Genomic DNA, 26953 nt, shown 5'->3' on the forward strand with positions numbered 1-26953 from the left:
TGGAGGAGTGGCATGGATCACCTGTACGAGTTGCCAGGGCCCCCTGCCGCGGAAAGCATTGGGGGGTGAGTCACGACGTCGCGTACCTCCGGTTCCCGCACCTGCACGACGACCTCCTGTGCTTCGCCACCGAGGACGACCTCTGGGTCGCCCCGCTGGTCCCCGACGGGCAGACGCCCGGCCGGGCCTGGCGGATCACCGTCGACCGCACCCGGGTCAACCACCCGCGGTTCTCCCCCGACGGCAAGCACATCGCCTTCGCCACCTGGCGCACCCTCGACCCCGAGATCCACCTCGCCCCCGTCGACGGCGGCCCCGCCCGCCAGTTGAGCCACTGGGGTGCCACCGACACCCGGGTCTGCGGCTGGGACCCCGACGGCAACATCCTGGCGGTCTCCTCCCGGGCACAGCCGTTCTCCTACTACTCCTGGGCCTACAAGCTGCCCACCGACGGCAGCCCCGGCGGACGCCTCCCCTGGGGGCCCGTGTCCGACATCCAGGTCGCCGACATCGACGGCGAGCACCGCACCCTGCTGCTCACCGGCAAGCCCCCGCACGAGCCCGCCGCCTGGAAGCGCTACCGCGGCGGGGCCACCGGCCGGCTGTGGCTGCACGGCCGGCAGCTGCTGGAGGACGTCGAGGGTCACCTCGACGCGCCGATGTTCGTGGGCGGCCGGATCGCCTTCCTCTCCGACCACGAGGGGATCGGCAACCTGTACTCCGTCCGGCCCGACGGAACCGACCTGCGCCGCCACACCGACCACGAGGAGTTCTACGCCCGGCACGCCTCCAGCGACGGCTCCCGGATCGTCTACCAGTGCGCCGGGGAACTCTGGCTCGTCGAGTCCCTGGCCCCCGACGCCGTGCCGCGCAGGCTCGAGGTCCGCCTCGGCGGCCCCCGCGCGGGCCGGCGTACGTACCAGGCGTCGGCCGCCAGCAACGTCGACTCGCTCTCCGTGGACACCACCGGCCGGGCCAGCGCGGTCGTGGTCCGCGGCAGCCTGTACTGGCTGACCCACCGCGACGGGCCCGCCCGGACCATCGCCGACACCCCGGGCGTGCGCGTGCGGCTGCCCGAGATGCTCGGCAGCGGCGGGCAGGTCGCCTACGTCACCGACGCCGAGGGCGAGGACGCGATCGAGATCGCCTACCTGCCCCGGGCCTCCGGGGAGCGCGAGCCGCGCCGGCTGGCCTCGGGCGAGCTGGGACGCGTCACCGAACTGCTCTCGGACCCGGACGGGGAGCGGCTCGCCATCGCTTCCAACGACGGACGGCTGCTGCTCGTCAACGCGACGGAGGAGTCCAACGGAGAGGTCACCGAGCTGATCCGGTCCATCAACGGACCCGTCACCGACCTGGCCTTCTCCCCCGACGGTGCCTGGCTGACCTGGTCGCATCCGGGCATCGGCCGTTCGCTGCGGCAGATCAAGATGGCCCGCATCTCGGGACCGGGCGCGCGGCTCATCGTCGACGTCACCAACGGCCGCTTCGAGGACGAGAATCCGGTCTTCACCCGGGACGGGCGCTACCTGGCCTTCCTGTCGTGGCGCGGCTTCGACCCGGTCTACGACGTGCACACCGGCGACCTGTCGTTCCCGCTGGGCTGCCGCCCCTACCTGGTGCCGCTGTCCTCCGCGACCCCCTCCCCCTTCGCGCTCTCCGCCGAGGGCCGGCCCGCGGCGGGGGGACTGGACCCGGTCGAAGGGGACTCGGCCGACGGCGACGGCGCCGTGATCGTGGAAGTGGAGGGGCTGGAGAGCCGCGTCACCCCCTTCCCGGTGTCCGCGTCCAAGTACTCGGCCCTGTACCCGGTGCACGGCGGCGGGCTGGTGTGGCTGCGCTGGCCCATCTCGGGCGCGCTCGGCGAGACCTTCGCCAACCCCAACGACATCAGCGGCAAGCCCACCCTGGAGCACTTCGACCTCACCAAGGCCCGCAAGACGGAACTGGCCTCGGGACTGGACTGGTTCGCGGTCAGCGGCGACGGCACCCGGCTGGTCGTCAACGACGACGGGGACCTGCGCGCGGTCCCGGCGACCGAATCGGGCGACAGCGACTCGACCGTCTACCTGGACCTGCGGCGCATCCTGCACGAGGTGGACCCGGCGGCCGAGTGGCGCCAGGCCTTCGAGGAGGCCGGGCGGATCATCCGCGCCTACTTCTGGGAGCCGAAGATGTGCGGCATCGACTGGGACGGGGTGCTGCGCCAGTACCGCCCCCTGGTCGAACGGGTCGCCTCCCCCGACGAGTTCGCCGACCTGCTGCGCGAGGTCCTCGGCGAGCTCGGCACCTCGCACGCCTACGTCTCCCCCGCCCGCCGCAACGAAGGCCCCCCGCACTACCAGCGGGCGATCGGCCTGCTCGGCGCCAATCTGTACCCCAAGGACGGGACCTGGGTGATCGCCCGGATCCTGCCCGGCGAGTCCTCGGACTCCAAGGCCCGCTCCCCGCTGGCCGGCACCGGCATCCGGGAGGGCGCCGTGCTCACCCATGTGGACGGACGGCCCGTGGACCCGGTCGCGGGTCCCTATCCGCTGCTGTCGGCGGCGGGCGGGACCACGGTCGAGCTGACGTTCCAGCCCGCGGAGGGCGAGGGCCGCGCCCGGCGGGTCGCCATCGTGCCGCTGATCGACGAACGGCCGCTGCGCTACCAGGACTGGGTGTCCAAGCGGCGCGACGTGGTCCGGGAGATCAGCGGCGGCCGGTGCGGCTACCTCCACATCCCCGACATGGGCGGCTCGGGCTGGGCGCAGTTCAACCGCGACCTGCGGATGGAGATGTCCCGGCCGGCGCTGATCGTGGACGTACGCGGCAACGCGGGCGGCCACATCAGCGAGCTGGTGGTGGAGAAGCTGACCCGCTCCATCCTCGGCTGGGACCTGACGCGTGACGCCCAGCCGGTCTCGTACGCCTCCAACGCGCCCCGCGGTCCGATCGTGGCGCTGGCCGACGAGGCGACCTCCTCCGACGGGGACATGATCACCGCCGCCTTCAAACTGCTGGGCCTGGGACCGGTGGTGGGCCAGCGCACCTGGGGCGGTGTGGTCGGCATGACCGGCCGGCACACCCTCGGCGACGGCACGGTGATCACGGTGCCGATGAACGCCGCCTGGTTCCCGGAGTACGGCTGGTCGGTGGAGAACCACGGCGTGGAGCCGGACCTCGCGATCCTGCGCACCCCGCTCGACTGGGCGGAGGGGCGGCACGCCCAACTGGACGACGCCGTGCACCTGGCGCTGGAACTGCTGGAGCAGGACCCGGCCGCGGTGCCGCCCGGCTACACGGACGTACCGGACCGGCGCCGCCCGAAGCTGCCGCCCCGGGAGTGACGGGCCGCCGGGGCCCCGGAACCGTAACGGCCCGCCGGGGCCCCGGAAAAGGAGCATGCGGAAGGGGCGCGATCCACACCATCGGGGATCGCGCCCCTTCGCAGGTCCTACGGCAGTCCGGTCAGGCGTCGAACTCGTCGCGCACCCGGTCCGCTTGCTCCTGCTGCGGCCTGCGCTTCGACTTCTCCTGGAGCTTGGCGGTGCGCTCGGTCGCCTCGTCCTTCGCACCCTTGGCGCCGTTCTGCGCCCTGTCCCTGAGCTCGTCGGCCTTGTCCTGGAACTGGTCCTTGATACCCATGCTGTTCACTCCATGAGGGGTGTTGGTGGTGGGGCTCGACCAGACTTGCACGGGCGGACAAAGCTCGCATTTCGATCAGTAACGCTCTGTGCGCTCCTTCTCGTCCGCGGCCCCGCCGGCGCCCACAAGTCCCTTGGAAACACCGGCCAGCCGCGGCTCGAAGCGCTTCATCTCGCGCTGTCCGACCGTGGCGATGAGCCCGGGCAGGTAACCGCGCACCCCCTGCATCCCGCGCAGCCACCACTGCGCGTACACGTGCGGGGAGCGCCGCTCGATGCCCGCGACGATCCGGTCGACGGCGGGGCCGAGCGGGTACGTGCGGTTCGACGGCCAGGGCAGCCGCTGGCGCAGCTCCCGCATGACCTCGTCCTGGTCGGCTCCGCGCACCATGTCGGTGTCGGTCCAGGAGAGGTAGCCGACGCCGACCTTGACGCCCTTGTAGCCGACCTCGGCGCGCAGGCAGTGGGCGAAGGCCTCGACCCCCGACTTGGACGCGCAGTAGGCGGTCATCATCGGCGCCGGGGTGATCGCGGCGAGCGAGGCGATCTGCAGGAAGTAGCCGCGGCTCTCCGTCAGTACGGGGAGGAAGGCGCGGGCGGTGACGGCCCCGCCGATGAGGTTCACCTCGATCACCCGCCGCCAGGCGTCGGGGTCCGAGTCGGCGAACGGCCCGCCCGCGGCCACGCCCGCGTTGGCGACGACGATGTCGACCTTGCCGAAGCGCTCCTTGACCTCCTGCGCGACGCGGGCCATGGCCTCGTGGTCGGTGACGTCGGCGTACCAGTGGTCGCTGTCGGTGTGCAGCCGCTCGGAGACCTCCTTGAGGGCCTCCGGCTCCAGGCCGACGAGGGCGATCCGCGCACCGCGGGCGGAGAGCTTGCGGGCGAGCAGCTCGCCGACCCCGCGGGCGGCGCCGGTGACGACGGCGACCTGGCCTTCCAGACTCCTGCGAGCACTCACGGCGTCTTCTCCTTCTCGGTGGTGTCGAGATACAGCTCGGTCAGCTCCCGCACGGCCCGGGTGACGGCCTCGGGCGCCTCGACCGGGGTCATGTGCCCCATGCCGGTGAGCTCGGTGAGGCCCACGCAGTTCGGCAGCGCGGCGGCGAGCGCCCGGGCGTGCACGATCGGGGTGAGCCGGTCCGCGGTGCCGCCGATGACGGCGGTGGGCACGGAGAGGCGGGCCACCTCGGCGTCGAGGTCCAGCCCGGCCAGCACCCGGGACCAGGCGTGGCGCACCCCGGTGGGGCAGGCGTGGACGATACGGGCGCACGCCTCGACCTTGTCGGGCGCGGAGCCGGGGCCCATCGTGGCGTACTTGAGGATCTTCCTGGCGACGGGCGTGACCGGTCCGAGAGGGGCGCGGGATCCGAGGACCGCGCCGGTGATACGGGTCCGGGCGCGCCCGGCGCGCACCGGCAGCACCTGCGCCTCCGCGACCAGCCGGGAGCTGCCCGTGCTGCACAGCAGGGCGGCCGCGGCGTGCTCGGCGAACTCGGGCCGGCCGGCCGCCGCCATGATCGTCATACCGCCCATGGAGTGCCCGGCGACGACCGCCCGCTCCCCGGGGGCGAGGGTGGCACCGAGCACCGCCACGAGGTCGTCGGCGAGCGCGGTGGTGCTGTGCGCCCGGGCGGCGGGGCTGCGCCCGTGGCCGCGCTGGTCGTAGGCGATGACCCGGTGGGTGGCGGCCAGGGCCCGTACCTGCGCGGCCCAGAACGCGGTGGAACAGGTCCATCCGTGGGCCAGCACCACGGCCGGCGCCCCCTCGTCCCCGTGCACCTCGACGTGCAGGCGGGCCCCGTCGGCGGAGTCGGCGACGAGCTCGCGCCGCGCGGCGGGCGGCGCGTAGGGCCCGGAGACGACGTGCGTCAACCGGCTCACGCGACCTCCTCCGCCGCTTCGGCCCCGCCGACGGATCCAGCCTCGCCGGCGTTCGAGGCGCGGGGGTCCGGGGGCAGCGCCCCCGGCAACGCCGCCACGGCAACCGGGACCCGCTCGCGCTCCGGCACCCGTACGACCTCGTACTCCGCCAGATCGACGCTCCGCGTCTCCCGGCGGAACTCTCCCGTCGTGCCCGGCCAGACCGTCGTGTTGCGGCCCTGCGCGTCCAGGTACCAGCTGGTGCAGCCGCCGGTGTTCCACACGGTCCGCTCCATGCGGGCCTGCACCTGCCGGTTCCAGCGGTTGACGGCGGACGGCCGGGCGCCGAGCGCGACCTTCCCGCCCAGGCTGCTCCCACCGAGGAGGGCCAGCTGCCGCAGGTAGTCGGCCATGTAGTTGAGCTGCGACTCGATCATCAGGATCATCGAGCTGTTCCCGAGCCCGGTGTTCGGGCCGATGATCGTCATCCAGTTGGGGAAGCCGGCCGCGGTGGCCCCGCGCAGCGCCTGCATCCCGTCCTTCCAGGCGTCCGCGAGTGTCTGGCCGTCCGCGCCGACCACCCGGTCGGCGATCGGCATGTCCGTGACGTGGAAGCCGGTGCCGAAGATGATCGCGTCGACCTCGGTCTCGGTCCCGTCGGCGGCGACCAGCACCGAGCCGCGGATCTCCTTCAGCCCGGAGGCGACCAGGTCCACGTCGGGCCGGGCCAGGGCCGGGTAGTACTCGCTGGAGAGCAGGATCCGCTTGCAGCCGATCCGGTAGGACGGCGTCAGCTTGGCGCGCAGCGCCGGGTCCTTGATCGAGCGGGTCATGTTGGCCTTGGCCAGCGATTCGATGATCCCGAGCTGGTTCGGCCGCTTGCAGAACGCGTTGACCTGGAGCTCCCGGATCCCCCACAACAGCCCGCGGCGGGCCGTCTGCGTGAAGGGCAGCTGCCGGTGCAGCCAGCGCTCCGCCGTGCTGATGGCCCGGTCGGTGCGGGGCAGTACCCACGGCGGGGTCCGCTGGAAGAGGGTGAGGCGCTCCACCTCGGGGGCGATGGCGGGCACGATCTGAATGGCGGAGGCGCCGGTTCCGATCATGGCCACGCGCTTGCCGCGCAGGTCGTAGTCGTGGTCCCAGCGGGCGGAGTGGAAGACCTTGCCGGGGAACTCGGCGAGACCGGGGATCTCCGGCATCTTCGGATCGGAGAGCGGCCCGGTCGCCGAGACGACCACGTCGGCGGTGAGGTGCCCGGCGGAGGTCTCGATCTCCCAGCGCAGCTCTTCGGCGTCCCAGCGCATCATCCGGACCTCGGAGTTCAGCCGGATGTGGCGGCGCAGTCCGAAGGTGTCGGCGACGTGCTCCAGGTAGGAGCGGATGGCCGGCTGGCCGGAGAAGGTGCGCGGCCAGTCCGGGTTGGGCGCGAAGGAGAAGGAGTACAGGTGCGAGGGGACGTCGCACGCGCAGCCCGGGTAGCTGTTGTCGCGCCAGGTGCCGCCGACCGAGTCGGCCCGTTCCAGGACGACGAAGTCCGTGATCCCCTCGCGCCGCAGGCGTACGGCCGCGCCGAGCCCGCCGAAGCCCGACCCGATCACCGCCACCCGTACGTGCTCGCGTCCGCGCTCGTCCTTGCCGCCCATGCCCGCCGCCTTCCGCATCATCCGCAGATACCATCGGAACACTGCCAGCAATCACTGGCACAATCGGGAGGGTAGAGCAGCCCCGTACTCATGGGTAGGGGTCACGCCGGGAAAGTTACTGTCGGTACGCCATAAGGTGCGCCTGTGGCGAAGGATGAGACGGAAGCGAAGACGGAAGCGAAGACGGCGCGCGAGTACCGCACGGAGGAGCTGGCCGAGGCGGCCGGCATCCCGGTCCGCACCCTGCGCTTCTACCGCGAGCGCAAACTGCTCCCTCCGCCGCGCCGCGAGGGGCGGATCGCCTGGTACGACGACCACCACCTGGCCCGGCTGCGCACCATCGCGGCCCTGCTGGAGCGCGGGCACACCCTCGGCGGCATCGCCGAGCTGACGGCCGCCTTCGAGAGCGGCCGCGACGTGAACCAGCTCGGCGAGCTGCTCGGCATCGGCTGGTCGGAGGAGACCCCGGTCCGGCTGACCCCGGAGGCCCTGGCCGACTACTTCGAGGGCGAGGTCACCCCGGAGAACCTGGCGGCCTCCCTCGACCTGGGCTACCTCGCCGTGGACGGCGACGCGATCGTGCACGTCAGCCGACGGCTGCTGGACGTCTCCTCGGCGCTGGTCCGCGAGGGCGTCCCGCTGGCGGCGGTCCTGGAAACGGGACGCCGCGTCCGCGAGCACGCGGACGCGATGGCGCTCCTGTTCACCGAGCTGATATCGACCCACATCTCGACGTCGCCGGACGCGCTCACGCGGCTGCGTCCGCTGGCGAAGAGCGTGGTCGAGGCCGAGCTGACGATGGCGATGGACCGTCTGCTGGCCTCGGCCGCCGGTCAGGAACCGAGCTCGTAGACCACGGTCACCGGTGCGTGGTCCGACCAGCGCTCGGGGTGCGTCTCGGCCCGCTCCACGAACGCCTTGACGGCCTTCGCGGCCAGCCCGGGCGTCGCCACCTGGAGGTCGATCCGCCAGCCGGCGTCGTTGTCGAAGGCGCGGCCCCGGTACGACCACCAGGAGTACGGGCCCTCGGTGTCCGGGTGCAGCTCGCGCACCACGTCCACGTACCCGGCCTCGTCGTACACCTTCCCGAGCCACTCCCGCTCCTCGGGCAGGAAGCCGGCGTTCTTCCGGTTCGTCTTCCAGTTCTTGAGGTCGGCCTCCTGGTGGCAGATGTTCCAGTCACCGCAGACCACGACCTCGCGCCCGTCGGCGGCGGCCCGCACCTTCAGCGCGGCGAGGTAGGTCAGGAACTCGCCCATGAACCGGTACTTCTCGTCCTGCTTCTCCGTCCCGGCCTCGCCCGAGGGCAGGTAGAGGCTGGCCACGGTCACACCGGGAAGATCGATCTCCAGGTACCGCCCGGCCGTGTCGAATTCCTCACTGCCGAATCCGACCTGCACCCGCTCGGGCGCCCGCCGCGTGTAGAGAGCGACACCGGCCCGCCCCTTGGCGGCGGCCGGCGCGAACACGGTGTGCCATCCGGCGGGGGTCCGGACCTCGTCCGGAATCTGCGCTTCCTCGGCCCGCACCTCCTGCAGGCAGACCACGTCGGCGTCGGATCCCTCGAGCCACGCCCCGAAGCCCTTCTTGGCGGCGGCGCGGATCCCATTCACATTCACGGACGTCACAGTGATCAAAACAAGCTCCCCACATCGCACAAAACGGGGGCAGCCTACCCGCCGGACCCCCGGCCGGGCGTTCCCGTCTCACGGCGGGCCCGCCGGGCCCGCGGGCCCGGCGGGGTGGTTCCGTACGATATTCAGATGCCTCACCGGATACAGCTCCGCACCGTGCCGTACGACCACCCGGACGCGGTCAAACTCAACGACCAGGTCCAGCTCGAATACCGGGTGCGGTACGACGGCGAGGGCGACGCGACCTACCTGGACCCGGCGATGTTCGAGCCGCCGCGCGGCCTGTACCTCCTCGCGTACGACGCCACGGGCGCCCCGGTGGCGAGCGGCGGCTGGCGCATCCAGGACGAGAACGACGAGGGCTACTCGGACGGCGACGCCGAACTCAAGCGCATGTACGTCGTCCCCGAGGCCCGCGGCCTGGGCCTGGCCCGCCGCATCCTGGCCACCCTGGAAACCGACGCCCGCGCGGCGGGCCGCCTCCGCATGGTCCTCGAAACGGGCGACCAGCAGCCGGAGGCGATCGCCCTCTACCTCTCCTCGGGCTACACGATGTCCCGGAAGTTCGGCCATTACCGCTTCCACGACTCCAGCCGCTGCATGGCGAAGCCGCTGCAGTAGCCCGCCCGGGACACATCCGGCCCCGCCGCACATTCCAGCCCCGTCGGCATTCGAGACGCGGGGGCCCAGGGCGGAGCCCGATCTTGCAGCCTCGCCGCACATTCAGCCGCCGGCGTTCGAGGCCCGGGGCCCGGGGCGGAGCCCGATCTTGCGGCCTCGCCGCACATTCCAGCCCCGCCGGCGTCCGAGACGCGGGGTCCGGGCCGGAGCCCGATCTTGCGGCCTCGCCGCACATTCCAGCCCCGCCGGCGTCCGAGACGCGGGGTCCGGGCCGGAGCCCGATCTTGCGGCCTCGCCGCACATTCCAGCCCCGCCGGCGTTTGAGGCGCGGGGTCGGGGGCGGAGCCCCGGCGGCCGGTGCGCAGGCGGCCTAGCGCGGAAGCCAGACGGCGGGGTCCGTGCCCCACCGCGACGGCCCCGCCGCCCACTCCCCGAAGGGACTGGCGGCGTGCCGCAGCACCCCGTACCCCGACGCCGTCTCCCGCAGCCACGGCTCTGCCGCGTATCCCCCGGCCGCAGGGGGAGAGGCCGGCGCCAGATCCCGCACCAGCCACGACGCCGTCCCCGCGAGGGAGAACCGCAGCCGCCGCCCGCCCCCACCCGCCAGCGCCCTCAGGACACCGGCCGCCACCAGGTACCCCGTCCCGTGGTCCAGCGCCTGCGCGGGCAGCACCCCGGGCGCACCCCCGTCACCCGCACAGCGCGCAGCGATCCCGTAGCCGGCCTGCACCAGCGAGTCGAACCCCCGCCGCGCGGCCCACGGCCCGCGCCACCCCCACGCGCACAGCTCGGCCACGACCAGCCCCGGCCGCCGCTCCAGCAGATCCTGCGGGTCGAGCCCGAAGCGCCGCAGCGCCCCGGGCCGGTACCCCGTCACCACCACGTCGGCCTCGGCCAGCAGTCCCTCGAAGACCGCCCGGTCCCCCGGCGCTGCCAGGTCCAGCCGCGCCGACCGCTTCCCGAAGCCGGTGTCCGCGTAGGCGTCGTCCGCCTCGGGCAGCCCCGGTGAGTCGATCCGCAGGACGTCCGCGCCGAGCAGCCCGAGCGTCCGCGTGGCGACGGGCCCGGCGATGACCCGGGTCAGGTCCAGCACCCGCACCCCCGTGGCGGGTCGACCTGCCGGGGCCGGGCCGAGCTTCCGTCCCCGCGCGCCGGTCCGGCGTACGGACTCCACCAGCGGCTGCGGCTCCCCGTACCCCCGCGCGACGGCGACCGCGAGTCCGCCCTCCCCGTAGGCGAGTTCCTGTACTTCGACGGCCGTCCGCCCCGCCAGCGCGGCGCGCAGCGCCTCCGGTGTCGCGGTCGGCAGGCCCAGCGCCCGTACCAGCGCGGCTTCGTGGTGCGGGTAGTTGGCGTGCGTACGGACCCATCCGTCGGCCGTCTGCCAGAAGCCCGACAGCGGCGCGAAGACCACCGGCGCGCGGCCTTCCACGCGCAGGTGCCGTTCGCTGACGAAGGCCGTCGCCACCGCACCCTCGTCCACCACGAGGGGAGACGCGTCCTCCGCCTCGCCTCCGCCCCGCACCGCGGCGAGCTCTGCCGCCGCCAGTCCGCAGACGCCTACAGTGGCTCGCGCCAACTCCCGCACCGGCAGCGGACCTTCTCCGAGGTCCCCGGCTCCGGCGAACCGGACGCGACGGGCGAGTTCCGGTGCTCCTCCGAGCGCCGCCCAGGCCCCCGCCGTCCCACTGTCCCGTTCTTCACTGATCCCCATGAACCCATCATTTCCCACCTTCCCGGCCTATGGACGCGATGTGGTTCCCCCGCGGAATTCATGCTCGCGCCAGACGTTCCCGTAGTCAGCGGGGAGCGGGCAGGATGATCGCGCATTGCGCAAAGCAGCAGGGTGGACATATGTGCATGGACACGGACACGAGTGGCGCGGCCGTCACCACAGGGGCCGGTGGGGCTGGTGGAGCCGCCGGTGGCGAGATCTGTCCGGACGGGCTCCGCTACTACGCGGACCTCCTGGGCGAGCGGGTCCCCTCCGGCGACTGTCCTCCCTGCCTGCTCAGCCTGGGGCTCGTCCGGCGGCTGCCCGACGGCTCCCTCGCCCCCGTCCCGCCGCGGCTCGCCGCCGGCACCCACGTGGACCGCCTGGAACGGGCCATCGAAGAGAAGAGGAACGCCCTGGAGGCCGTCCGCACCTCGATCTCCCGGGCCCAGGAGGTCTATCTGGACAGCCACGACCGCACGGACGCCCATCCGGTCCGCACGGTCCGGGGTCCGGGCACCATCACCGCCACCCTCGCCGCGGCCGTGCAGTCCTGCCAGGACGAACTGCTGACCGCCCAACCCGGCGGCGGGCGCCCGGAGAAGACACTCGGCGAAGCGCTCCCCAGCGACCTCGCCGCGCTCGGCCGCGGCGTCCGCCAGCGCACGATCTACGAGCACACCGTCCGCTCCCACCAGCCGACCCTGGCCTACGTGGAGCAGATCTCGCAGGCGGGCGGCGAGGTCCGCACCCTGGACGAGGTGTTCGACCGGCTGATCATCTGCGACCGCAGGATCGCCTTCGTCCCCGATCCGGGCGCGGAGCGCAGCCAGGTCGCGCTGGCCATCGAGCATCCCGGGGTCGTCCGCTACCTCGCCGGCATCTTCGAGCACACCTGGCAGCGCGCCGCGCCGCTGCGGGACGCCCCCGGCGGCAGGCTGCCGGCCGAGCTCACCGACGACGTCCGCCGCACGATCCTGCGCCACATGGTCAACGGCCACACCGACGAGGCGATCGCCGCGCGGCTCGGCATGAGCCCGCGCAGCGTCTCCAACCACATGCGCTGGGCGGCCGAACTGTTCGGCAGCCGCAGCCGCGCGCAGCTCGCGTACCTCATCGCCCGGAGCGGCTTCCTCGACGAGCGGCCGTCAACAGGCAGGTGAGAAGGGGCGCTTCGGCTTCCCCGGACCGTCATGTACGTTGTGCGGGCAGCGACCTCCGTGCCCGGCTTCCCCCGCCGTGGCACCGCGCAGACCGGCTGGTTCCCCGTCACGCGCCACGACGGGCCGCACTCCGGTGCCCGTCATCACGCTGTCCTCGCAGGCGCCCCTCCTGCACGCCGCCGCGGGTCGTCCAGGCGGCCCCGGGCCGTGCACACGCGGGGGTGTTCAGCGCCCTGATCCGAAAGGCATCACCGTGAAATACCGTGTCATCGGCACCGCTGCCGAGACCCGCCGCGAAGTGAGCGTGCTGAGCCTCGGCACGATGACCTTCGGCACCACCGTCGACGAGGCCACCGCGTACGCGATCCTCGACCGTTTCGTCGAAGCGGGCGGCACCTTCATCGACACCTCCAACAACTACGCGTTCTGGGTCAACGGCACCCGGGGCGGCGAGAGCGAGGAGCTGATCGGCCGCTGGCTGCGCAGCCGCGGCATCGGTGACGAGATCACCGTCGCCACCAAGCTCGGCGCCCGCCCCAACCAGCCCACCAGCGGCTTCAGCCTCGACGTGGAGGGCCTGTCCGCCAAGGTCATCCGGGAGTCGGCGGAGCGCAGCCGGGAGCGGCTCGGCATCGAGCGGATCCACCTGCTGTACGCGCACATCATGGACGAGAACACCCCGCTGGAGGAGACCGTCCAGGGCTTCGCCGAGGTCGTCGCGGACGGGACGGCGGGCCTGCTGGGGGCCAGCAACCACTGGGCCTGGCGCGTGGAGCGCGCCCGTACGCTGGCCGCGGCGGCCGGTGTACCCGGCTACGAGGTGCTCCAGCACCACCACAGCTACCTGCGCCAGCGCACCGACGTCCCCAGCCTGCGCTCCCCCGACGGCAACCAGGGTCTGGTCAGCGGCGACCTGCTCAGCTACCTGCGGGACAACCCGTCCCTCACCCAGGTCTCGTACTCCCCGCTGCTCGCCGGCGCCTACGTCCGCACCGACAAGCCGCTGGGCCCGGGCTTCGACCACGCGGGCACCGACCCCCGCCTCCGCGCGGTCCGCGAGGTGGCCGCCGAGACGGGCGCCACCGTCAACCAGGTCGTGCTGTCCTGGCTGATGGGCGGCGACATCCCGGTCCTCCCCCTGATCGGCGCCTCCACGGTGGCCCAGCTGGAGGAGAACCTGGGCGCGGTGGACCTCGACCTCACCCCGCAGCAGCGCGCCCGGCTCGACTCGGTGAACTGACCCGGACACGCAGAAGGGCCCGCCCGATCGTCGGGTCGGGCGGGCCCCTCGTCGTCGCGCGGGTCCGTCAGGAGGTGAAGTAGCCGTTCAGGTCGGCGATCACATCGGCGGAACCGGTGTTGTTGTAGAAGGTCACCCGGCCGTCCACGACCGGGACGACCACCAGGTTGGAGACCGTCTGTCCGGCCGTGAAGTTGAGGTTCGACACGTTGGGACGCGGCACCCCGTGCGGCTGGACGATCAGGTGGCCGTCCTGCGTCGGACCGGTGACGGTGACGTTGAGGACCACCGCGGTTACCCCGGTCAGCGGCACGCCCTCGACGCCTGCGATCTGCAGGCTGACGACGCCGCCCTGGCCGACGGAACCGGCGCGGGCGCCGAGACCGTAGCGGGTGTCCAGCAGCCGCACCGGCGAACCGGCCGAGAACGTCGACCCGGTGGCCGAGTAGTACCCGGTCACGTCAGCGATCAGGTCGACGGAGCCCGAGTTGTTGCGCAGGTCCACCTTCCCGTTCACGACCGGCACCGTCACCAGGTTCGGGACGACCTGCCCGGCGGTGAAGTTGAGGTTCGACACTCCCGGCGCCGCCTGCCCGTTCGGGTAGACGGTGACGTGGCCGGCCTCGGTCGGACTGACGGCGGTCACGTTCATGACGACCGCGGTCACCCCGCTCGCGGGGACCCCCTTCACACCGGCCACCTGAAGCGTGGCGACCCCGCCCGGGCCGACGCGCTCCTTCTTGGCCCCGGTGCCGTCACGCGTGTCCAGGAACCGGGTGGGCGTGATCGGCGTCAGCGCGGAACCGGTTGCCGCCTTGTCGGTGTAGTACCCGGTGACGTCCGCGATCAGGTCCACCGAACCGGCGTTGTTGCGCAGGTCCACCTTCCCGTTCACGACCGGAACGGTCACCAGGTTGGGCACGATCTGCCCCGCCGAGAAGTTGAGGTTCGACACCGCGGGCTTCGGCTGCCCGTTCGGGTAGACCATCACGTGCCCGGCCTCGGTCGGGTACACGGCGGTCACGTTCATGACGACCGCGGTCACCCCGGTCGCCGGGACGCCCTTCACACCGGCCACCTGGAGCGTCACGACACCGCCGGGACCGACCCGTGCCTTGGTGGCTCCGGTGCCGTCACGCGTGTCCAGGAACCGCGAGGGGGCGATCGGCACGAACCGGCTCTTCGCGAGCGCGGCCGCGGCCGTCACCGTGTACGCCTTGGGCAGGTAGCCCGGGGAAGGCACCCCGGGAGTGGACACGTAGCCGTCGCGCACGACGTCGTAGGTGCCCGGCGCCAGCCCGTTGGTGTCGACCAGCACGTCGAGCGCGGTGCCGTCGGCGTTCACGGAGAGCACCTTCATGACGGGCCGCGGATCGCCACCCGTGTCACTGCGCACCAGGTGGAGCTTGGTGTCCAGGGTGAGCCCCGTACCGCGCACGACGGAGTGGGTCCGCGTTCCGGCGGCGCCCGTCGCGGGGCTGATCGACGTGGGCAGGGCCCCCGGCTGCGGGTGGGTGCACTCGGAGTCGCACAGTCCCTGCATGCTGTACTCCACGGGCGTGGCGCTGCGGCCGGCGCTCATCAGCAGTACGGCCTGGCCGGCCTCGGCGTTGCCGAGGGTCAGGCACCGGGCGCCGAACACGCCCGAGAACTGGGTGCACTGGAACTCGACGCCCGTACTCGTCCACTGAGCCGCACCGTGCAGGTTCAGGGACGGGTGCTCGCTGGAGGTCGTGCTGCTGCTTCCGGCGACCTTGAAGGCCTGGCCGGGCTTCACGTCCACCACGGCGCAGTAGCCGGTCGAGGACTCGGAGAGCACCCCGCTCCGCGCCGGGAAGCCGTTGACCGAGATGGGGTTGGCCGTGCACTCCGGCACCCATCCGGTTGCCGTGCCGACCTTCCAGGTGTCCACGTTGGTGTGGATCGGCTTGTCCTTGTAACCGGAGGCGAGCACGATCACGACGTACGAGGTCGACCCGGTGACCCGGCAGGAGAGGCCCCACTGACGGCAGGCGACCTTCCCGTTGGAATCGACCGCGGTCAGCAGCGTCGACGGTGCGTACCGCGGGTCCTCGAGGGTCCGCGAGCTCAGCCAGAACCTGTCCGTGGCGGCGCCGGTGATCCGGACGCAGCGGGCGTCCAGGGCCGAGGTCAGGTCGAAGGGGGTCGACTGGCCGCCGACGGTCGTCGAGGCGGGCGTGGTGCACTTCGCGGTGGGCGAGATGTCACGCCGGACCACCTTGTAGGTGTCCGTTCCCCAGCCGGTGAAGACGACCATCGCGGTGTACGGCACACCGGCGCCGAGGGCGCAGGTGGTGGTCGAGCCGCCGACGGTCGAGCACACCGTGGTGCCCGTGGGGTCGACCACCTGGATCGAGCCGTTCACCTTGTTCTGCTCGTTGGTGTAGTCGAGGATCTCGGCCGTGGAGTGCTTGTCGGCCGGCAGGCTCAGGCACTGCTGCCGCGCCTCCCCGCCGAGCGGGACCTCGGCACCCCAGGAGCCGTCGAAACCGGTCTGCGGCCAGGCGGCGCAGCCCGCGGCGTCACCGGTCCGGTGGATCACCAGGCGGAACGCCTGGGATTCCGCGCCGCTCAGCACCGCACGGAACGGGGCGGTGCCGGTCAGCTTGCAGACGTAGTAGGAGTAACCGTCCTCTTCGCACTGCTTGGCGCCAGCGGCGTCGTAGACCGTGGCAGCGGCGCTGGTGCCCTCGGCGGGCGGCCGGTTGAGCAGGTAGACGCCCTGGCCACTGGCGGTCGGCAGGGTCAGGCAGAGCTGCTGCCCGGGCCCGCCGAAGGTGCCGGTGACCGGACCGGCCACCAGGCCGTTGTCGTGCGTCGCGGTGCAGCCGCGGGTCTCCTTGGCGGAGTGGAACGCCATGCCGAACGCGCCGGCGTCGGTGCTCCGGGGGTCGACGGCCCAGGTGTGGTCACCGGGGGTCAGCTCGCAGGCGCCCTGCCCGCAGGCGGTGATCGCGGTGCCCTGGGCATCGAACAGCGCGCCGTACGGAACGCTTCCGGAGGCAACCGGAGCGAACGTGTGGTGCGCAGCCTGCGCCACCCGCAGGGTGCGGCAGCGGGCCGTGGAGCTCAGGTCCGGGGCGGCCCCGAACGCCTGCGGTTCCACCACCGCGCAGCCCTCGGGCTTGGAGAGCCGTGCCGCGGTGAGGTCGTAGGCCTCGGCAGTGCCGGAGCCCTGGAGCACCGACATCCGGAACGGCGCGGTACCGGTGAGCTTGCAGTCGAGGGTCTCGCCGCGGTGGCTCTCCGTGCTGCAGACCATCTTGCCGGTGGCGTCGAAGACGTCCTGACCGACCCGGTACGTGGACGCGTAGCTGCGCAGCACGTCGTCCGCGGCCAGGTCCAGCGTGTAGCAGTCGCCCGCCGAACCGGCGGCCAGGGAGCCCTGGAACACGGTCGGGGCGCCGAGCTTGCGGTCGGCGGCGCCGACCGCCTTGCAGGCGGTGGAGGAGAGCAGCGGGACGTACGAGACGGAGATGGCGTTCTCCGCGCCGTAGGAGTCCGTGACCTCCAGCTTGTACGTGCCGGCCGTGCCCGTCGGGCAGCGCTGCGCCCCACCGGCGCTGCCGGAACCGAGGACGCTCTCACAGGTGACCGTGGAGCCGTCCGGGGCCACCAGCTTGTAGTTGGCCCACCGTTGGGTGACGACCTGGTACAGGACCACGTCCTTCTGCTGCGGCAGTGCGAGCGTGAAGGAGGCGGTCTTGTACGGGTCGACCGTGCAGGTGACGGTCGTGTGCGGCGCGAGGGCCGCCGGGCAGGCCTCGGCGGCGTCGCTCTTCCCGAGCGCGCGCACGGCGGCCTCGTGGTCGGCCTTCGGGTCCGCCTTCGGCGGAGCCTTGGGCCCGGCCGGCGCGGCGGGCTCCGCCTGCGCCGAGGCGCCGGCCTCGGGCGGCACCGCCGCCGCGAGGGCGGATCCGGTCTGGCCGGTGAAGGCGGTCAGGACGGCAAGCAGCAACGCCCCGGAGACGACGCCCGCACGGGCCCCTCTCCCCCGTCTGTCCCGCGGTCTTCTGCCGATCGGCAGCAAGCTCATGAACCCCCCAGTTAGAGCAGCCCCACCCCGGTGACCATCACGGGAGTTACGGGCAGGCGGAGTTTATCCACCGCCAACTGCCGGGACACAGAGGGTTTACCCGCGGGTACGGTCACACCGGGAGCCCCACCGGAAGGCCCGGTCGTGGGCACCGGTGATGCGGCCCGCTCCGAACACCCCTGGAAACGCCGAGATCCCGCCCGGTCTTTCGACCGGACGGGATCTCGTGACGTTCACGAGAGCTACTCGCGAACTGTCGTCTGTGGACCTGTGGGGATTTGAACCCCAGACCCCCTCGATGCGAACGAGGTGCGCTACCAGACTGCGCCACAGGCCCTTGCGACGTGTGAAACATTAGCATCCCCGCGCGGCTGCTCCAAAACGCGTATTCCGGAGCGTCCGTGCAGGTCACCCATCACTCGTTGGCGGCGCGCGGGCGGTCGTCGCTCTCGTACTGGTCGAACAGCGGGGTGCGGGCGCCGACCTGGCCGCGGGGGCGCGGGGTGGTCTGCGGCTTCGCGTCCGGCTTGGGGGCCGCGGGCTGTGCGCGCAGGCGGGGTTCCGTCGGCTCGGCCGTGCTGGAGCGGGTCGCGCTCCAGGCGTCCGGGGACGCCGGGCCGGTGGCGCGGGGGGCGACCGGGGCCGTCACGTACGTCGGCAGCGGGACCGGAACCGGCTCCCAGCTGTCACCGCGGGCGGGTCCGCGCTCGCGTTCGCGCTGCTGGTCCACCCACTCGGCGTGGTCGGTCTGCTCCACGAGCGCGCGGCGCCCGGCCTCCTGCGGGGAGACCGGTGGCGCAGGGTCCGGTTCGGTGTTCGCGGGAGTGGTGTCCCCGGAGTCGCGGCGGCGCGGGCGGCTCTCCCGCAGCTGCCGCGCGGCCGCCTCGGCGCGCCGCCGGTCCATCGTGAACTCGTAGCGCCGTCGCTCCTGGACCCGCAGGTGCACGATGTACGTGCTCAGCAGGAGGGCGGGCACCGCGGGGGCCCACAGGAAGCGCAGGCCGCCCACCGCCGCGACGACCGCGCCGAGGGTGAAGACCAGGAAGAGGAGCGCGGTGGTGCGCCGGCGGCGTGCGAGGACCTGGAGGCGCTGTTCGCGCCGGGCCCGCTCCGCACGCTGCTCCCGCTCGGCGGCGGCCGGCCGCGGCTCCGCCCTGGTCGGGGGCACGACGACGGCCCGGGCGTCGGCGTCGACGGAATTCACCTTTTCCGTCGCGGCGTCCGGGTCCGCGTGGGGCTGGGGCCCCGCCTCCTCGTCACCGCGCTCACGCAGCCCCTTGGCGTAACGGCGCTCCATTCCCGCCCGGCCGGAAAGCAGCCGAATGGCAGTGGAGAAGCGTTCCGTCGGACGGGCCTCGTTCAGCTCGTCCTGCCTCCGGAGCCACATGGGCACCAAGTAGGCGGCCCAGGCCCCGACAATGACTGCGTAGATGAGGCCGCTGCTGCTCACACCTCACACCGTAGAGGGGCGCGGGCGGGGGGATCGGCCAATTGGGCCGGTGTGTCGCGCGATCTCGCTGATATCACGGACTTTTTTTGTGATTCTTCGGATCAGGTTATGGGCGAATCGGTCCCCGGCCCCTTGCCGCCCTCATCAATTCGAACGGAGATTCGGTTATCTATTTGGGCGGCGTCTGCGTGTGACGTGCCCGGTGCCAGCGGCGCAGCAGCCCCTCCGGCACCTCTTCCACCGTGACCGCGTAGACGAGGTGGTCGCGCCAGGCGCCGTCGATGTGCAGATAGCGCGGCCGCAGCCCCTCCTCGCGCAGGCCGAGCTTCTCCACGACCCGCCGGCTCGGCCCGTTCTCGGGGCGGATGCACACCTCGATCCGGTGCAGGCCGACCTTGCCGAAGCAGTGGTCCACGGCCAGCGCGACCGCCGTCGGCATCACGCCGCGGCCCGCCACCTCGCGGTCCACCCAGTAGCCGACGTGGGCCGCGCACATCGAGCCCCAGGTGATCCCGGCGACCGTCAGCTGGCCCACCAGGCGGCCCTGGTACTCGATGACGAAGGGCAGCATCCGGCCCGCGTTCGCCTCCGCCCGCAGGTGGCGGACCATCTGGCGGTACGTGGGCCGTTGTATCACCGGCCCCCACGGCGCGGGCGGCGGAATCGTCGCCTCCCACGGCCGGAGCCAGTCCCGGTTGCGCCGGTTGACCTCGCGCCAGGCCTTCTGGTCCCGCAGTCGTATCGGCCGGAGGGTCACGTCGCCGTCCGTCAGGACGACCGGCCAGGAGGGGCCGTTCAGCTCTCGCTCCCGGAGGGTCCCGCCGGTCTGGGGTGGTCGCCGCCCCGGATCTGGTCCACGGCGTGCGGAAGGATGCGGGAGAGGACGGCGAGGCCGTCGCGCACCCCGCCCGTCGAGCCGGGGAGGTTGACGATGAGGGTGTGTCCGGCGACCCCCGCCAGGCCCCGGGACAGGGCCGCGGTCGGCACCTTCGCCAGGCCTTCGGCGCGGATGGCCTGCGGAATCCCCGGAATCTCGTAGTCCAGCACCCGTGCGGTGGCATCGGGGGTGCGGTCCGTCGGCGAGATGCCGGTCCCGCCGGTGGTCAGGATGACGTCGTAGCCGCCGGCCACGCCCTCGCGCAGCGCCTGCTCGACGGGATCGCCGTCCGGGACGACCCGCGGTCCGTCCACCGTGAAGCCGAGCTTCTCCAGCGCCTCCGCCAGCAGCGGGCCGCCCTTGTCGGCGTACACGCCCTGCGAGGCCCGGTTCGAGGCCGTGACGACGAGCGCCCGGCCGGTGGCAGCGGGTGCCGGTGCGGCCGCCGGTGCGGACACGGTTTCCGGGGTCTGCGGGACGTGGCCCACGTGGCTGTGCACCTCGCCGCCGCGCGGGGCGTTCACGAGCGCGCCCAGTCGCCGGACTTGCCGCCGGTCTTCTCCTCCACCCGGACGTCCGTGATGACGGCGCCCTTGTCGACCGCCTTCACCATGTCGATCACGGTGAGGCCGGCGACCGCGACGGCGGTCAGCGCCTCCATCTCGACGCCCGTGCGGTCGGTCGTCTTCACGGTGGCGAGGATCTCGACGGCGTCGTCGGCGACCGACAGGTCGACCTTCACGCCCGAGACCGCCAGCGGATGGCAGAGGGGGATCAGGTCGGGGGTCTTCTTCGCGCCCATGATCCCGGCGATCCGCGCGGTGGCGAGGGCGTCGCCCTTGGGGACGCCCTCCCCGCGCAGCAGCTCGATCACCCGGGGGGAGACGAGCACACGTCCACTGGCCCGGGCCGTCCGGGTGGTGACGTCCTTCTCCGAGACGTCCACCATCCGGGCCGCCCCGGCCTCGTCGATGTGGGTCAGCCTGCTCTGCGTACTCATACTCTGCGCGTCGCTTCCGTCCGGGCCCCCGAGGGGCCTGTGTGGTGCAACACGCTACCCGCACCGGCCCCACTTCAGCCGAGCAGGACCACTTCCAGCTCGGTCCCGGGCTCCACCGAGGTGACGTCCTCCGGTACGACCATCAGCGAGTCGGCGTGCGCCAGCGCGGCGATCAGGTGGGAGCCCGATCCGCCGACCGGGCTGACCGTGCCGCTCTCGGCGTCGTACTTGCCGCGCAGGAACTGGCGGCGGCCGGCCGGGGAGCCGAGCGCCTTGTCGGCCGTCAGCACCGCCCGCACGCTCGGCCGCCGGACCTCGGGCTCCGGCAGGCCCATAAGGGTGCGGATCGCGGGGCGCACGAACAGCTCGAAAGAGACGTACGAGGACACCGGGTTGCCGGGCAGGGCCAGCAGCGGGGTGTGGTCCGGGCCGATCGTGCCGAAGCCCTGCGGCTTGCCGGGCTGCATGGCGAGCTTGCGGAAGTCGATCCCGCCGCCCTCCACGTCCCCGGAGGCCTCGTCCCCCGAGCCGACGGAGGACAGCGCCTCCTTGACCACGTCGTACGCGCCGACGCTGACCCCGCCCGTGGTGACGAGCAGGTCGGCGCGGATCAGCTGGTCCTCGATGGTGGCGCGCAGGGTGTCGGCGTCGTCGGCGACGGCGCCGACGCGGTAGGCGATGGCTCCGGCGTCCCGGGCGGCCGCGGCGAGCGCGAAGCTGTTGGAGTCGTAGATCGTGCCCGAGGTGAGCGCCTCGCCGGGCTGGACCAGCTCGCTGCCGGTGGACAGGACCACCACGCGCGGCCGCGGCCGTGCGCGGACGGTGCCGCGTCCGATGGCGGCCAGCAGGGCGATCTGCGGCGGCCCGAGGACCGTGCCGGCCGCCAGCGCCAGGTCACCGGCCTGTACGTCGCTGCCGCGCGCGCGGACGTGCGCCCGGGCCTCGGCGGCGCGGTGCACCCGTACCTCGCCGCCCGCCTGCTCGGGGGCGGCGCTGGCCGGGGTCATCCCGGCGGCGGCGCCCCCGCCCGTGCCACCGTCGGTCCACTCGACCGGTACGACGGCTTCCGCGCCGGGCGGCAGCGGGGCGCCGGTCATGATGCGGGCGGCCTCGCCGGGGCCCACGGTGGGCAGCTCACCGCTGCCCGCCGCGACGTCCCCGATGACCGTCAGCACCGCGGGGAACTCCTCGCTCGCACCCTGGACGTCGGCCGTGCGGACGGCGTAGCCGTCCATGGAGCTGTTGTCGAAGGGCGGGAGGGCGACGGGCACGGTGACGTCCTCGACGAGGACACAGCCCTGGGCGTCCAGCAGCTGGAGCTCGATGGGCTCCAGCGGCCGGACGGCCGCGAGGACGTCCGCGAGGTGCTCGTCCACGGACCACAGACGGTGGCCGGTGTCCTGCGGTGCGGAACTGCTCAAGGTGCTACATCTCCTCCGTGACGTAACGGTGAAGCCAGGTGCGGAACTCCGGGCCGAGGTCCTCGCGCTCGCACGCGAGGCGGACGATGGCCCGCAGGTAGTCGCCGCGGTCCCCGGTGTCGTAGCGACGGCCCCGGAAGACCACGCCGTGCACCGGACCGCCGACGCTCTCGTCGGCGGCAAGCTTCTGCAGGGCGTCGGTGAGCTGGATCTCCCCGCCGCGGCCCGGCTCGGTCTCCCGCAGTATGTCGAAGATCGCGGGGTTGAGGACGTAGCGTCCGATAACCGCGAAATTGCTGGGCGCGTCCTCGGGCTCCGGCTTCTCGACGAGGCCGGTGATGCGGACCACGTCCTCCTCGTCGGTGGCCTCGACCGCGGCGCAGCCGTAGAGGTGCACGCTGGCCGGGTCGACCTCCATGAGCGCGATGACGGTGCCGCCGGTGCGGGCGTAGATGTCGGCCATCTGACGCAGCAGCGGGTCGCGCGGGTCGATGAGGTCGTCGCCGAGCAGGACGGCGAAGGGCTCGCGGCCGACGTGCGGCTCGGCGCAGAGCACGGCGTGGCCGAGGCCCCGCGGGTCGCCCTGGCGGACGTAGTGCATCGTCGCGAGGTCGCTGGATTCCTGGACCTTCTTCAGCCGGTCGTCGTCGCCCTTGGCGATGAGGGCCGACTCCAGCTCGTAGTTCCGGTCGAAGTGGTCTTCCAGGGCACGCTTGTTACGCCCAGTGATCATGAGTACGTCGTCGAGCCCGGCCCCGACGGCCTCCTCGACCACGTACTGGATGGCCGGCTTGTCCACAACCGGGAGCATTTCCTTCGGGGTCGCCTTGGTCGCCGGAAGGAAGCGAGTACCGAGGCCAGCGGCCGGAATCACGGCCTTCTTGATCACGGGGTGCAACATAGTCATGCCCCGAACGATAGTGGGTCCTGCCGAACGCCAGACGAGATCGCAGCAGGTAGATCCACGTATGACCCGATTCGCAAGGATATTTGATTTCCTCGTGACCGAGAACCCGCCCACCGCGTCCGCCAAGGCCGGGCTGCGCCGAGAACTCCTCGCCGCACGCCGCGCCTTGTCCCCCGAAACCTGCCGCACGTCGGCCGCCGCGCTCGCCGTCAGGGCCCTCGAACTGCCCGAACTGGCCGACGCCCGCACGGTGGCGGCGTACGTCTCCGTCGGCACCGAGCCCGGCACCCGCGCACTCCTCGACGCCCTCCGCGCGGCCGGCAAGCGCGTGCTGCTGCCCCTGCTGCTGCCCGACAACGACCTCGACTGGGCGGCGTACGAAGGTCCGCAGAGCCTCGCCGAGACCGCCCACCCCGGGAAGATGCGGCTGCTGGAGCCCACCGGGCCGGCGCTCGGGCCGGACGCGGTGACCGGGGCCGACACCGTGCTGCTGCCCGGCCTCGCGGTCGACGGGCGCGGCATGCGGCTCGGCCGCGGCGGAGGCTCGTACGACCGGGTGCTGGAGCGGCTGGAGCGCGCCGGGGCCCATCCCGCGCTGGTGGTGCTCCTCTACGACGACGAGGTGGTCGCGCGGGTCCCGGAGGAACCGCACGACCACCCCGTACAAGCGGTGGCGACCCCGTCGGGGGTGCGCCGCTTCAGCTCATGAACCCTCCGGCTTGAGGGTCAGGGTGTCGACCGTGGCCTTCTCGACGGCGTCCTTGCCGAAGGGCCACTCCAGCAGCTCGCCCTTGGCCCACATCGTCGTCTGGTCCGTGTAGTGGGAGTTGTACGCGTGCCCCGAGGCGCCCGTCAGGTTGATCCAGCGGGACTTGTCGAGGTCGTTGAGGTTGACCACCATGCGCATCGACGGCACCCACGTGACCCCGTACCCGCTGGAGGCGTTCCAGCCGGTCGCGTTGACGGTGGCCTCGCCGCCGCCCAGGTTCCACGGGCCGCGGTTGAGGAGCCACTGCATGAAGCCGGGGCCCTCGGTGCCGATCGTCTGGTTCTTCAGGTTCAGCTGGTGCAGCCGGCCCCAGCTCCAGGTGGACTGGTCCTTGCCGAGCTTGGCGGTGAGCTCCCAGCGGGCGTCCTTCATGGCCCGGGCGAACAGCTCGTCGCGGGTGGTGGTCTCCGGCTGGGTCAGCGTCCTGGGCGAGCTCCACCACTGCGACTTCTCGTCCTTGACCAGGCGGCGGACCACCTCGAACCAGCGGTCGCCGCCGTCCGGCTGCGCCGAGTCGGGGCCGCGGGTGCCGCATTCGCGGACGGTCTTGGCGAGGTCGTCGGCGGGGCCGGTGCCGTTGCCGAGGACGTTCATGCAGCTGCCCTCGATCCGCAGCTCCTTGGGCATCTTGTCGCCGAAGGACAGCTTGAGGATGTTGCGCCAGACCGCGTTGAAGTAGGCGGCGGCCGCCGAGTCGGGCTCCTGGGTGTAGTTCCAGCCGTCCAGCAGCTTCTGCGCGGCGCGCACGCCCGGGTCGGAGACCTGGATCTTCGCCAGCATCGGGGTCAGCAGCGCGGCGATCTCGCTGCTGTTGTCCATCTGCATGGTGCGCATGTCATCGGTCGAGATCTTCCCGCCGTCCTTGATCTTCGCCTCGATGAGGTCGTTGATCCGCTGGCTGCGGGCGCCGTAGCCCCAGTCGGTGGTCAGCAGGTACGGGTACTTGCCCGCGCCGGTCCCGCTCTCCACGACGGCCTGGTTGGCGGTGACGATGTAGCCGCGAGACGGGTTGGAGTCCCAGGGCATCTCGCCCTGCGGGATGTAGCCGACGTTGCTGTCCTTGCCGCCCTTCCAGGCGTACTTGGAGTCCCAGCCGGGGGTGGGCATCCGGCCGTCGCCCTGGCCGCGCATCGGGATGCGGCCCGGGGCCTGGTAGCCGATGTTGCCGTTGAGGTTCTTGTTGTCGGCGTAGATCAGGTTCTGCGAGGGCACGTCGAAGTCGGCGGCGGCCTTGCGGAAGTCGTCGAAGGTCTTGGCGCGGTTGAGCTTGAAGACCGAGTCCATGGTCTTGCCCGGGTCCAGCGCGGTCCAGCGCAGGGCGACGGCGTAACCGTCGCCGCGGTCGGGGGCCGAGCTGGCGACCGGGGCGCGGGTGCCGACCGTGGCGAGCTCCTCGCTGCGGTCGGAGACGAGCGGACCGTTGTTGGTGGTGCGGACGGTGATCTTCTTGCTGTCGCCGCCCGCGACCTTGATGACCTCTTCACGGGTGGCGAAGGGGAGCACCTTGCCGTCGTAGACGTAGCCCTCGGGCTTGACCTGCTCCAGGAAGAGGTCGGTGACGTCGGCGCCGAGGTTGGTCATGCCCCAGGCGATGTCGGCGTTGTGGCCGATGACCACGCCCGGCATGCCGGAGAAGGTGTAGCCGGCCACGTCGTACTGGCACTGGGGCGAGACGGCGCGGCAGTGCAGGCCCATCTGGTACCAGACCGAGGGCAGCTGCGGGGACAGGTGCGGGTCGTTCGCGAGCAGCGGCTTGCCGGTGGTCGTGTACTTGCCCGAGACGACCCAGGAGTTCGATCCGATGCCGCTGCCGTTGGGGCCGAGGATCGCGGGGACCTTGTCCAGGGTGGCGGCGAGGGCGGTCAGCTGGTTGCGCAGGCCCACGGTCGCGCCCTGGGCGGTGACGTTGTCGGCGAGGCCGGTGCCGGTGCCCGTTCCCGTGGCGGCCGGGCCCGTGGAGGCCTGGGAGCCCAGGGCGGCGGCGCCCGAGCCGGTGCCGGTGGATCCCGACCCGGAGCCCGTGGCGCCGGAGGCCTGGGGCGCGTACTTGCCGCCCTCGACCTTGCCGCCCTCGACGATCGGCTTGTTCCGGTCGAAGGGGTACGGCGGGTAGAGCTCGTCGATCTGCGCCGTCGAGAGCTTGCTCGACATCAGCGCGCGGTCGATCTCGTCCTGCATGTTGCCGCGCAGGTCCCACGCCATCGCCTTGAGCCAGGCCACCGAGTCCACCGGCGACCACTGCTCGGGCTGGTAGCCGTCGCTCAGCTTGAGCGCCGCGTGCTCGACGGAGAGGTCCTTGCCGGACTTCCCCTTCAGGTACGCGTTGACCCCGTCGGCGTAGGCCTGCAGATACTTCTTCGTCTCGGGCGACAGCTTGTTCTCGTACTCGGCCTGCGCGACCTGGCGCCAGCCGAGCGTGCGCAGGAAGGCGTCGGTCTCGACCTGGCCGGAACCGAACATCTCCGAGAGCCGCCCGGAGGTCATGTGGCGGCGGACGTCCATCTCCCAGAACCGGTCCTGCGCGTGCACGAAGCCCTGCGCGCGGAAGAGGTCGTCGTCGTTGTCCGCGTAGAGCTGCGGAATGCCGTGGGCGTCGCGCTTGACTTCGACGGTCCCGGTCAGGCCCGGCACCTTGAGGGAGCCGGTCGTCTGGGGGAACGAGGCGCGCACGCTGTCCACGCCCCAGTACGCCCCGTATCCGAGGCCCGCGAAGAGCGCCAGGACCAGTACGAGCACGATCAGACGGGCGCGTCGTCCCTTCTTCTTGGCGGGAGGAGCGGTTTCGTTGGCGGGCATCGCTGTCCTTAGAGGGGCAGGGTGGTCCTGGGAGTTCTGGGAGCAACCATAGGCGCAGGACCGGCTTCGTTGATCCTCCAGGGGTAGAGGTCCGAACGACAGGGGCGAACAGGCGTTTCACAATGTGGTTATCGCGTAAAGGGCGCGTCAAAGATTAGGTAAGGTAACGAAC

20 protein-coding genes and 1 tRNA gene are annotated in these 26953 nt (G+C 72.2%); 6 read left to right on the top strand and 15 right to left on the bottom strand.

Annotated features, from left to right (window positions below):
* Positions 1-65 precede the first annotated feature (65 nt).
* Positions 66-3329 carry a S41 family peptidase gene (locus OG472_RS19580; RefSeq protein ID WP_401608648.1) on the top strand — a complete coding sequence of 1088 codons (3264 nt, stop codon included), beginning with the start codon at positions 66-68 and terminating at the stop codon, positions 3327-3329.
* Positions 3330-3450: 121 nt separating this feature from the next.
* On the opposite strand, the gene OG472_RS19585 is transcribed toward OG472_RS19580, so the two are convergent.
* From OG472_RS19585 to OG472_RS19600, 4 genes are all read right to left on the bottom strand, one after another.
* The gene (locus OG472_RS19585) at positions 3451-3627 is read right to left on the bottom strand and encodes a hypothetical protein (protein WP_401608646.1); all 177 of its coding nucleotides are present in this window, start codon (positions 3625-3627) and stop codon (positions 3451-3453) included.
* Positions 3628-3702: 75 nt separating this feature from the next.
* Positions 3703-4587, bottom strand: a complete 885-nt coding sequence (locus OG472_RS19590; protein ID WP_405830477.1) for an SDR family oxidoreductase — start codon at positions 4585-4587, stop codon at positions 3703-3705.
* Positions 4584-5510, bottom strand: a complete 927-nt coding sequence (locus OG472_RS19595) for an alpha/beta fold hydrolase (protein WP_405941799.1) — start codon at positions 5508-5510, stop codon at positions 4584-4586. The genes OG472_RS19590 and OG472_RS19595 overlap by 4 nt, the downstream gene beginning before the upstream one ends.
* Positions 5507-7153 (bottom strand): flavin-containing monooxygenase, encoded by a 1647-nt coding sequence (locus OG472_RS19600; protein WP_401608641.1) that lies wholly within the window; start codon positions 7151-7153, stop codon positions 5507-5509. Before OG472_RS19600 ends, OG472_RS19595 begins: the two co-directional genes overlap by 4 nt.
* Before the next feature lie 123 nt (positions 7154-7276).
* Between OG472_RS19600 and OG472_RS19605 the strand changes: the two genes are divergently transcribed.
* Positions 7277-7984 carry a MerR family transcriptional regulator gene (locus OG472_RS19605; protein WP_401608639.1) on the top strand — a complete coding sequence of 236 codons (708 nt, stop codon included), beginning with the start codon at positions 7277-7279 and terminating at the stop codon, positions 7982-7984.
* Here the strand turns inward: OG472_RS19605 and OG472_RS19610 are convergent.
* Positions 7966-8769, bottom strand: coding sequence for an exodeoxyribonuclease III (locus tag OG472_RS19610; protein WP_405830482.1), 804 nt, complete (start codon positions 8767-8769; stop codon positions 7966-7968). The genes OG472_RS19605 and OG472_RS19610 overlap by 19 nt on opposite strands.
* Positions 8770-8895: 126 nt before the next feature.
* Between OG472_RS19610 and OG472_RS19615 the strand changes: the two genes are divergently transcribed.
* On the top strand, positions 8896-9387 hold the full coding sequence (locus OG472_RS19615; RefSeq protein ID WP_401608633.1) for a GNAT family N-acetyltransferase: 492 nt from the start codon (positions 8896-8898) through the stop codon (positions 9385-9387).
* 370 nt (positions 9388-9757) lie between these two features.
* Here OG472_RS19615 and OG472_RS19620 read toward each other — a convergent pair whose 3' ends face one another.
* On the bottom strand, positions 9758-11101 hold the full coding sequence (locus OG472_RS19620) for a CoA transferase (RefSeq protein ID WP_405830483.1): 1344 nt from the start codon (positions 11099-11101) through the stop codon (positions 9758-9760).
* A 146-nt stretch (positions 11102-11247) separates the two neighbouring features.
* Between OG472_RS19620 and OG472_RS19625 the strand changes: the two genes are divergently transcribed.
* Together OG472_RS19625 and OG472_RS19630 are read left to right on the top strand one after the other, a co-directional pair.
* On the top strand, positions 11248-12264 hold the full coding sequence (locus OG472_RS19625; protein ID WP_405830484.1) for a LuxR C-terminal-related transcriptional regulator: 1017 nt from the start codon (positions 11248-11250) through the stop codon (positions 12262-12264).
* A gap of 253 nt (positions 12265-12517) precedes the next feature.
* Positions 12518-13504 carry an aldo/keto reductase gene (locus OG472_RS19630; protein ID WP_383576508.1) on the top strand — a complete coding sequence of 329 codons (987 nt, stop codon included), beginning with the start codon at positions 12518-12520 and terminating at the stop codon, positions 13502-13504.
* 67 nt (positions 13505-13571) lie between these two features.
* Here the strand turns inward: OG472_RS19630 and OG472_RS19635 are convergent, their stop codons facing one another.
* The 8 genes from OG472_RS19635 to galU all read right to left on the bottom strand — a co-directional run bounded on the left by OG472_RS19635 (position 13572) and on the right by galU (position 23216).
* The gene (locus tag OG472_RS19635) at positions 13572-17483 is read right to left on the bottom strand and encodes a hypothetical protein (RefSeq protein ID WP_405941800.1); all 3912 of its coding nucleotides are present in this window, start codon (positions 17481-17483) and stop codon (positions 13572-13574) included.
* Positions 17484-17824: 341 nt separating this feature from the next.
* Positions 17825-17898, bottom strand: a tRNA-Ala gene (locus OG472_RS19640).
* Between the two features lie 78 nt (positions 17899-17976).
* Positions 17977-19011 (bottom strand): hypothetical protein, encoded by a 1035-nt coding sequence (locus tag OG472_RS19645; RefSeq protein ID WP_405830488.1) that lies wholly within the window; start codon positions 19009-19011, stop codon positions 17977-17979.
* A gap of 169 nt (positions 19012-19180) precedes the next feature.
* Positions 19181-19810, bottom strand: a complete 630-nt coding sequence (locus OG472_RS19650; protein WP_401608879.1) for a GNAT family N-acetyltransferase — start codon at positions 19808-19810, stop codon at positions 19181-19183.
* Entirely contained in the window at positions 19807-20346 is a 540-nt protein-coding gene (locus tag OG472_RS19655) for a molybdenum cofactor biosynthesis protein B (protein ID WP_401608877.1), read from the bottom strand. Before OG472_RS19655 ends, OG472_RS19650 begins: the two co-directional genes overlap by 4 nt.
* A gap of 62 nt (positions 20347-20408) precedes the next feature.
* A complete protein-coding gene (gene moaC / locus OG472_RS19660; RefSeq protein WP_215015680.1) occupies positions 20409-20888 on the bottom strand; it encodes a cyclic pyranopterin monophosphate synthase MoaC in 480 nt (159 codons plus the stop codon).
* A 74-nt stretch (positions 20889-20962) separates the two neighbouring features.
* Positions 20963-22309 carry a gephyrin-like molybdotransferase Glp gene (gene glp, locus OG472_RS19665; protein ID WP_405941801.1) on the bottom strand — a complete coding sequence of 449 codons (1347 nt, stop codon included), beginning with the start codon at positions 22307-22309 and terminating at the stop codon, positions 20963-20965.
* A 4-nt stretch (positions 22310-22313) separates the two neighbouring features.
* Complete coding sequence (galU, locus tag OG472_RS19670) at positions 22314-23216, bottom strand: UTP--glucose-1-phosphate uridylyltransferase GalU (protein ID WP_383576500.1); 903 nt, start codon at positions 23214-23216, stop codon at positions 22314-22316.
* Between the two features lie 61 nt (positions 23217-23277).
* On the opposite strand from galU, the gene OG472_RS19675 reads away from it, so the two are divergent.
* Positions 23278-23925 carry a 5-formyltetrahydrofolate cyclo-ligase gene (locus tag OG472_RS19675; protein ID WP_405830490.1) on the top strand — a complete coding sequence of 216 codons (648 nt, stop codon included), beginning with the start codon at positions 23278-23280 and terminating at the stop codon, positions 23923-23925.
* On the opposite strand, the gene OG472_RS19680 is transcribed toward OG472_RS19675, so the two are convergent.
* On the bottom strand, positions 23920-26781 hold the full coding sequence (locus OG472_RS19680) for a penicillin acylase family protein (RefSeq protein ID WP_405830492.1): 2862 nt from the start codon (positions 26779-26781) through the stop codon (positions 23920-23922). The genes OG472_RS19675 and OG472_RS19680 overlap by 6 nt on opposite strands.
* Between the last annotated feature and the right edge of the window lie 172 nt (positions 26782-26953).

Source organism: Streptomyces sp. NBC_00207, assembly GCF_045160965.1.
GTDB lineage: Bacteria > Actinomycetota > Actinomycetes > Streptomycetales > Streptomycetaceae > Streptomyces.